6 protein-coding genes and 2 pseudogenes are annotated in these 6,736 nt (G+C 43.2%); 5 read left to right on the top strand and 3 right to left on the bottom strand.

Going from position 1 to position 6,736, the window contains the following annotated elements:
- Positions 1-120, bottom strand: a pseudogene (locus PN470_RS10020) (ISNCY family transposase); the annotation flags it as partial.
- Between the two features lie 408 nt (positions 121-528).
- On the opposite strand from PN470_RS10020, the gene acsF reads away from it, so the two are divergent.
- The 4 genes and pseudogenes from acsF to PN470_RS10000 all read left to right on the top strand — a co-directional run bounded on the left by acsF (position 529) and on the right by PN470_RS10000 (position 4,326).
- Positions 529-1,605: a magnesium-protoporphyrin IX monomethyl ester (oxidative) cyclase gene (gene acsF, locus PN470_RS10015; RefSeq protein ID WP_103113390.1), complete on the top strand. Its 1,077-nt coding sequence runs from the start codon at positions 529-531 to the stop codon at positions 1,603-1,605.
- Between the two features lie 157 nt (positions 1,606-1,762).
- Entirely contained in the window at positions 1,763-2,308 is a 546-nt protein-coding gene (locus PN470_RS10010) for a zinc ribbon domain-containing protein (protein ID WP_271935625.1), read from the top strand.
- Positions 2,309-2,706: 398 nt separating this feature from the next.
- Positions 2,707-3,618 (top strand): annotated as a pseudogene (locus PN470_RS10005) (AAA-like domain-containing protein); the annotation flags it as partial.
- The gene (locus PN470_RS10000; RefSeq protein ID WP_396681957.1) at positions 3,604-4,326 is read left to right on the top strand and encodes a glucokinase; all 723 of its coding nucleotides are present in this window, start codon (positions 3,604-3,606) and stop codon (positions 4,324-4,326) included. The pseudogene PN470_RS10005 and the gene PN470_RS10000, both read left to right, overlap by 15 nt.
- On the opposite strand, the gene PN470_RS09995 is transcribed toward PN470_RS10000, so the two are convergent.
- Positions 4,289-4,468 carry a hypothetical protein gene (locus PN470_RS09995; RefSeq protein WP_016516693.1) on the bottom strand — a complete coding sequence of 60 codons (180 nt, stop codon included), beginning with the start codon at positions 4,466-4,468 and terminating at the stop codon, positions 4,289-4,291. The genes PN470_RS10000 and PN470_RS09995 overlap by 38 nt on opposite strands.
- Before the next feature lie 240 nt (positions 4,469-4,708).
- Here PN470_RS09995 and PN470_RS09990 point away from each other — a divergent pair, with 240 nt between their 5' ends.
- On the top strand, positions 4,709-6,082 hold the full coding sequence (locus PN470_RS09990; RefSeq protein ID WP_272104458.1) for an ankyrin repeat domain-containing protein: 1,374 nt from the start codon (positions 4,709-4,711) through the stop codon (positions 6,080-6,082).
- A 37-nt stretch (positions 6,083-6,119) separates the two neighbouring features.
- Here the strand turns inward: PN470_RS09990 and PN470_RS09985 are convergent.
- Positions 6,120-6,736: PP2C family protein-serine/threonine phosphatase (locus PN470_RS09985; protein ID WP_272104455.1), on the bottom strand; the 617-nt coding region annotated here is incomplete at its 5' end.

The following is a 6,736-nucleotide window of genomic DNA, read 5'->3' as shown; positions in this document are numbered from 1 at the left end:
TAATGAGAACCACAATTAGGACAGGGGAATAGAGGTGAAGGGGGGATTTTGTTCGGTGCTAGACTGATATTTCAGTAAGCCAGACAGAAGCCAGAAAAAGATATTTATCAGAAAAGTCATGATCAAGCTAGAGGTTTAAAGGCTCTCTTGGATTTGGTGGGTAAAATGTATTCTAAGATACAGTCCTGCTGGCGAGCGCATGGAAAGAACCACAGAGACACAGAGGACACAAAGATCGATCACTACTATATAAGTTAAACTGATCACACAAAGAATAAGAGAGCCATGACTGTTTACCGATCACTAAACAAACCCCACTTCCCCGAACATTTGTCAAGACTCCCAGGGAAAAATCCGCGTTTGTTCACACAGCTTAATTAAGAGTTGTAACTTTTAATGAACAGGAAGGGAGTCTAGGGCTGAGAGCTTGCTATAGTGAATCCTAGCCGTTTTTTCACGGCTGGTCATTATCATCTCAGAGCCTTTACTCGTCTCAATCATCATCCCAGAGTAAAATCAATAATCCCTATGGTCAGCACGATCCAAAAACCAGAATTCGAGGAAATCCGTCCGGGTATAAAAGTTCCCGCTAAAGAAACGATCCTCACTCCCCGCTTCTATACCACTGATTTTGAAGCGATGGCGGAAATGTCGATCGCTGCTAACGAGGAAGAACTGAAAGCAATTTTAGAGGAATTCCGTACCGATTATAACCGGCATCACTTCGTTCGCAATCAAGAATTCGATCGCTCTTGGGAGCATATTGATGGCGAAACTCGCCGCTTATTCGTGGAATTTCTGGAAAGATCCTGCACGGCTGAATTTTCTGGCTTTCTTCTCTACAAAGAACTCGGCAGACGTTTAAAAAACAGAAATCCCGTCCTCGCAGAATGCTTTAACCTCATGTCCCGGGACGAAGCGCGTCATGCTGGGTTCCTTAATAAGGCTTTATCGGATTTTAACCTCTCCCTTGACTTGGGATTTTTAACCAAAAGCCGTAACTACACCTTCTTTAAACCGAAATTTATCTTCTACGCCACCTATCTTTCCGAAAAAATCGGTTATTGGCGTTATATCACCATTTATCGTCATCTCGAACAACATCCCGAAGATCGGGTTTATCCGATTTTTAACTTCTTCGAGAATTGGTGTCAAGACGAAAACCGTCACGGGGACTTCTTCGATGCGATCATGCGTGCGCAGCCTGATATTCTTAATGATTGGCGCGCTCGTCTCTGGTGTCGTTTCTTCCTGCTTTCGGTCTTCGCTACGATGTACCTCAATGATACTCAGCGTTCCGGTTTCTACGCCATTCTCGGTTTGGACGCTCGCGAGTACGATAAGTATGTAATCGAGAAGACCAATGAAACCGCCGGCCGCGTCTTCCCGATTGTTCTTGATGTGGATAGTCCTGAATTTTATGATCGCCTAGAGATTTGTGTTCGCAATAACGAGGGATTACGGGCGATCGATAGCGAAAACAGTGCCGCACCGGTTAAATTACTGAAGAAATTGCCTATCTTCGCCTCTAACGCTTGGCAATTCCTCAAATTGTACCTGATGAAACCGATTCGGGTCGATAAATTAGCCGGTAGCGTCCGTTAAAAAGTTTGTTTTCTTGAGACATGGTGAGGGTGGGTTAAACCACCCTTTTTTTGTCGATAAAATTCTTAAGAAAATCCTCTGATATTTCTATCCTCGCTAGACTGGATCCTAGGGGTGTGAACTAGGTTTTTACTTTTTACTTTTCACTGTCAAAAATATGGCTATTTATAGTGAATTACCCACAGGACAACGTCTCTATCTCGATAATCAGGGGCTGCAGACGATTGTAACCCTCGCTAGTGGTGCAGTGGGACAACAACAGCAGTCTAGCAGTAGTTTTGCTACGGGAGTTTGGACAAAAGAACCCCAAATAGAGATAATTCCCCAAGGGGCAATTATTGAAATTATCACCGAAACCGGACCCCACAGAATCCAAATTCAGGGAAGCAGTATCGGTTTTTCCTCTCCTCATACCTCTGGAGTTTCTCAGTCCTCTCAATCGACCACTGCTACCAGTTTCTCCTCCTCACCGATGCAACCGATGCAACCGATGCAACCAATGCAACCAATGCAACCGATGCAACCGATGAAAATGGGCAATATGTCGATGAATTTTGCCCCTATGGAAATGGAGATGGGAGATATGAAAATGAGCATGGGAGACACAAAAACCGTCAGCAAAACGCGATTTTGTAGTCAATGCGGGGCAAAAGTAGCGGCAACCGATCGCTTTTGTAGTAGCTGTGGTCATCAGTTACAGTAATAAAACCTGTTTAGCTAAATCCATAACTCCTTTTCGGGCAAAATTTTGGGGAGCATCTCATTTATGCAGGTTAGTAGTTATACTTGTCACTAAAACTGTTTTCTAGCAAGGCTTTCAAAATAGCTTGACATAAAAACCTGATTTAAAGGTTACAAAGGTGAGATGCTCCCAAATTTTGTTTATATTAGCTAAATTGACCCGCTTCTAACCAGATTCGTCCACAGCGATCAAAAAGTTTATCGAATAGGGAATTGGCTGTGCCAAAGTAATAAAGCAACCGGTGTAAAGATCAGTTGCTCTGGAGAAGAACTGTATTTCAAGGGGGAATTGCTGAACTGCCCAATTTTGCTATACTGAAACCCATAACTCAAAATAGCGTTTGTTAAGTCGAGGTGTTAATGCAAGCAATGACTCCTATATACATAGAACGCCCTCCTATAGAGGAGAACTGTCGTCAGGCAATTCAAAATCCTGGAGGCCTGATTCGTATTAAAGCTCCTCAAAAAATGGGCAAAACTCTCCTACTAAGAAAAACTCTAGATTATGCTAGAAGCCTTGGATACCGAACCGCTAGTATTTATTTCTTGGAGTGGAGGCCGAATAATCCAATTTTTGATGACTATGAACAATTTCAGAAGTCGCTATGTATTAAAATTTCTCAATGTTTAAAAATAAAGGATATTGAAGGTAAGATTTCTGAAACTTGGGGAATTAGATTAAGTCAGACAAAACCTACAAACTATTTTCAGGATTATTGACTTAGTCAGGGAGAGCTAGTCGTTGGCTTTGATCGGTTTGAGGTTTTATTTGATAAACTAAATATTTTTGAGGATTTTTGTTGTTTGTTGCGAGCTTGGCACGAAAAAACAGAATTACAGTGGCAAAATTTGAAATTGATTCTTGTTAATTCAACAGATGACTACCCAGAACTTGATATTAATCACTCACCATTTAATGTCGGTATAGGAGTTAATTAATCGACTGGATTAACTGGATTTTCCCTTTCACAAACAAGAGAATTATTAAATTTTTATCAGCTAGAAGATCTAAGCATAGCTAATGAAACAGTCCTACAGAAGTTTGTTGATTTTGTCGGAGGTCATCCTTTTCTTTTAGATGAATCCTTCAAGTATTTACGAATAAACCCGACTCAAACTTTACAACAAGTAAAGGAGGAATCTCCTACACAAACAGGGATTTTCAATCATCATCTTGGAGAAATTCTAGAAACTCTGGATAGCCACCAATATCTTAAAGATGATTATATTAAAATAATTCAACAATTTAATCGCGGTATCGCTAGAATCGATGCTCAAAAAACTCATAGTTTCAGCCTTAGTTTTACAGAACATGATTTACGACAGACATTTCCCTATAAAAATATTCCCTTAGCTTTTATTAATGATATGGAAGCCATTGGTTACGGCATTTTCTTAGGTGATGGAGAGGATAAATTAGAAGAACTTTACACTGCTGAGTATCAATCCAAACCCGAAGATAATCGAGCCTTGATGCTAGTTACTGACGGTCTAGGTCAAGCATTATGGCATAGCTGTTCAGAAGGACAAAAATTAAAACCGATACCTTCTGAAGGGGGACATACTGATTTTGGAGTAAGCAATGACCAAGATATAGAACTTCTAAAATTCTTAAAACGACTGAAACAAGACAAAGATGATAATAGCCCTGTCAGTTATGAATATGTCCTTTCCAGACCTGGTTTGGTCAGAATATATCAGTTTGTGAAAAATCTACCTGAATGGGGAAACCAACCCGATATGAATGATGCCGATACCATCATACAATTGGCACAATCTGGAAATACACTATGTAAAAATGCCTTAGATCAATTTATTTCTATTTGGGGAGCGCAGGCTGGAAATCTAGCTCTCACTTACAAGGCGGTTGGCGGTGTCTATATTGGAGGTATTTCTATCCCGATTGAAATTTTAAAAGAAGGTAAATTTCGGGATGCTTTTATTAACATTGAATTAGGGTTTTCAGAAAACGTAGCCTAGTACGATCGCGACGCAGGGAACAGAGCCAATAGAGAGCCGAGGAAAAACTGCTACCCCGTTCAAGAGGAAGACAAGTAGCTTCAACGCTAGTGGAACACTGCATCTCGTAGGGTTGAATCTGCCACAGGGGACGACCAACCACATCATTTTCTCCCCAATAGCCGAGGATGACGATGATTGATTAACCAAAGAGCATCCAGACGCGAGGTTAGGGGATCACGGGGTTGAAATAGACGAGTGACGAGAGGTTTCCGCATAAGTACCACAGCTAGTAGAATTACCTTACCTCAGAATTAGAACGGGGTAGTAGCTTTTCTGTCCGTTTACCCGCCTATAACGATCGATAATAGAAAAAATACTTTCTGCCGATCGGTCACTGTTAATGGCTTCTAATTGGGATATCTTGTTAATACAAGCGGCACGTCAGGGCAATCTGGCGCGGGTTCAAGCTTTACTGAGTCAGGGGGCAAATGTCAACGCCACCGATGGCCAAAATACGACGGCTTTAATCTATGCCGTGCAGGGGGGTCATCGGGAAATTGTGGCAATTTTGCGAGAATTTGGGGCAGATATCAACAAAAGTAAACAACCTCAAGGTTTAAGCCCTCTCATGTTAGCGGCTGCCCTCAATCACAGTGAAATCCTCGCTCAATTAATCGCCGCCGGTGCTAATGTCAATCAGGTTAATCAAGATGGTACACCAGCACTAATGATCGCCACTTATAAGGGTTATACAGCGATCGCAGAACAGTTATTAACCGCCGGCGCTCGGGTCAATATGCGCGATCGGGATGGAGATACGGCTTTATCTGTAGCAATTAGCCAAAATTACGCTGCAATTGTCGGTTTACTGCTCGATAGTGGTGTAGATGAAGAAATCCGTCAAGAAGCTTGGTTAGAGGCTCTCAACGCTAATCGTCCAGAAATCCTCCAATTGTTTATTAACCGTGGTATGCCTCTCGATGCTCCCACTTTATCTGGGGAAACTCCCCTCATTTTGGCTGTAGAGAGGGGAAATCTCGGCAGCGTACAAACTTTACTGCAAGCGGGAGCAAATCCGAATATCAGCACGGAGGAGGGAGAAACTGCCCTGATGCTCGCCGCTGCTGAGGGATATTTCGATATTGTCCGACTTTTACTCGCTCAGGGGGCCAGTGTTGACAATCAAAATCAGGCCGGAGAAACGGCCCTGCATTTAGCCACGATCGAAGGACATTTAGAGATCGTTCAGGCCCTACTACAAGCTGGCGCTTTTGTCAATCACCGCAACCATTTTGGGGATACACCCTTGCTCATCGCCACGGTGCAGGGATACGAAGCGATCGTTTTAGAATTGTTAAAACAGGGAGCGGAGCCTAACCTAACTCAGCAGGGAGAAACACCATTAACTTTGGCTCTACAGCGCCAATTTACGGAAATCTGCCGTTATCTCCTCGACTACGGGGCCAATGCCAACGCCGTTTATCCCGATGGCAAAACCGTCCTCATGAAAGCTTGTGAGGACAATAATAGTCAATTGGTGCGCTGGTTAATCGATATCGGCGCTGATGTCAATAAACTCGATTTTAGCGGCGCTTCCCCGTTAATGTGGGCGAGTTATCACGGTTGTCTCGACACGGTTAAAGTTTTGTTAGACGGGGGAAAGGTGAACTTAAATCAGAAAAATCAAGGGGGAATGACCGCTTTAATGTTAGCTAAATTTAATCACCATCAGGCGATCGTTTCTTTATTACAACAAGCAGGAGCGATCGAGTAGAAGTGCAAGTTTAGCGATCAGCGATCGCTATTTCCTCTCAATTCTGCGTTACCATGACCACGGTGATATTATCAGAACCGCCGGCTTCTTTGGCCGCTGCCACTAAATTCTTGACAATTTCCTGACAATCAGCACCAGTCTGCAAATAATCGCTAATTTCCTGGTCGGACAGTTCTTCCGTCAAACCATCACTACAGAGAATTAAACTATCGCCGGATTGCAGATCGAGGGGAGATACCGTCACTGGGGGCAAATCGCGACGACCAAGACATTGAAATAAAATATGTCGCCAAGGGTGGTTTTTCGCCTCTTCTTTGGACAGATCACCCATTTTGATCGCCCTAGCTATCCAAGTATGATCCTCCGTCACCTGTTCTAATTTTTGCTCACGAAAGCGATAGAGACGGGAATCACCAATATGGGTGTACCAAGAGCCATCATCTCGGACGATAGCCATGACTAGGGTTGTCCCCATGTCCTGTCTTTCGGGATGTTTCAGTTGATCTTCAATAATCTTCTCGTTAGCGACGGTAATTGCCTCCTGTAGCAATTCTCCAGCAGTCAGGGGCGAATTCCAGTGTTCTTCTAGATGAGCTTGGATAGTTTCAGTGGCGATTTGACTAGCTTCCTGGGGGGGGGGGGGGGGGGGGGGGG

Source organism: Microcystis sp. CS-574 (genome assembly GCF_028329095.1).
GTDB classification, from domain to species: Bacteria; Cyanobacteriota; Cyanobacteriia; order Cyanobacteriales; family Microcystaceae; genus Microcystis; species Microcystis ichthyoblabe_A.
Note: the sequence above shows the minus strand (reverse complement) of the source record. Positions and strands in the feature narration are given on the sequence as shown.

Excerpts from the sequence above, each read along its gene's own strand:
- acsF (WP_103113390.1), top strand. The coding sequence starts at position 529 with ATGGTCAGCACGATCCAAAAACCAGAATTCGAGGAAATCCGTCCGGGT.
- PN470_RS10010 (WP_271935625.1), top strand. The coding sequence starts at position 1,763 with ATGGCTATTTATAGTGAATTACCCACAGGACAACGTCTCTATCTCGAT.
- PN470_RS09990 (WP_272104458.1), top strand. The coding sequence starts at position 4,709 with ATGGCTTCTAATTGGGATATCTTGTTAATACAAGCGGCACGTCAGGGC.